Origin of the sequence: Mesorhizobium sp. B1-1-5 (assembly GCF_006443065.1) — a bacterium.
Lineage (GTDB): Bacteria > Pseudomonadota > Alphaproteobacteria > Rhizobiales > Rhizobiaceae > Mesorhizobium.
The window spans coordinates 1-1,189 of sequence record NZ_VFWS01000516.1; the positions used below are offsets into that span (position 1 = coordinate 1).

At 58.1% G+C, this 1,189-nt stretch carries 1 protein-coding gene; it reads left to right on the plus strand.

The genetic code is table 11. The features are described from left to right. Positions 1-164: 164 nt before the first annotated feature. On the plus strand, positions 165-1,189 hold a 1,025-nt coding region (locus FJ980_RS32885), incomplete at its 3' end, for a family 16 glycosylhydrolase (protein WP_140547587.1).

The window sequence follows — 1,189 nt, forward strand, 5'->3', positions numbered from 1 at the left end:
TTTCTTGGCCTCTAGTGCTTTCGTTTCGAAAAATGTCACCCAACAGTCGATGTAATGCTGAACTGTGTGGCAAGCTCCTGGAACGACATCGTGCATGGCAACGTTGCTCCGTAAGCGGTTGCCGTTTCGAATGACCTGAACAGGCGCGAGGATAGGATTTCCTGATGAGCACCGTCGTGAACGCCAAAGGCATCCCTCTCCCCTACACGGGCACGTCCACCCATTGGTTCTCGGCGACCGGATCCGGGCCGGAATTGCACGGCACCTCCGGCAACGACTCCTTCTGGGGGGACGCCAGCGTCAACGTCACCATCTATGGCGGCGCGGGAGACGACTACTATCACCTCTATTCCACCAACAACAAGGTGGTTGAGGATCCCGGGACTGGCATCGACACGATCGACACATGGATGAGCTACAAGCTCCCCGACAATTTCGAGAATCTCGTCGTCACCGGCAACAATCGCTATGCGTTCGGAAATGCGTTGGACAACATCATCAAGGGTGGCTCGGGCCATCAGACGCTGGATGGCGGTCAGGGCAACGACGTGCTGATCGGCGGCAGCGCCGCCGACACTTTCATCATCACCAAGGGCAATGGAAGCGACCTGATCACCGATTTCGGCGCGGACGACACGGTCCGCCTCAATGGCTACGACTTCATGTCTTTCGACGACGTCAAGGCACATATGACCCAGGCAGGATCGAACCTTCTGCTGAACCTCGGATCCGACGAGGTGCTGGTCTTCAACACCACGACGGTGGACAAGCTGGCGCCCAGCCAGTTCGAACTGCCGATCGACAAGTCCGGAATGACGCTGTCCTTTTCCGACGACTTCAACACGCTCAGCCTTTGGAACGGCCATGATGGCACCTGGAATTCCAACTTCTGGTGGGGAGCGCCGAACGGAAGCACGTTGAGCAGCAATGGGGAGCTGCAATGGTACATCGACGCCAATTACGGCCCGACCAGCTCAGTCCACCCGTTCAGCGTGGAAAACGGGGTGCTCACCATCACTGCGGCGCAAGCGCCCGAAGACATCAAGCCACTGATCAACAATTACGAATACACCTCGGGCATCCTGACGACCCACGAAAGCTTCTCGCAGACCTACGGCTATTTCGAAATGCGGGCGGACCTGCCCGAAACGGCCGGAGCCTGGCCGGCCTTCTGGCTGCTGCCGGAAGA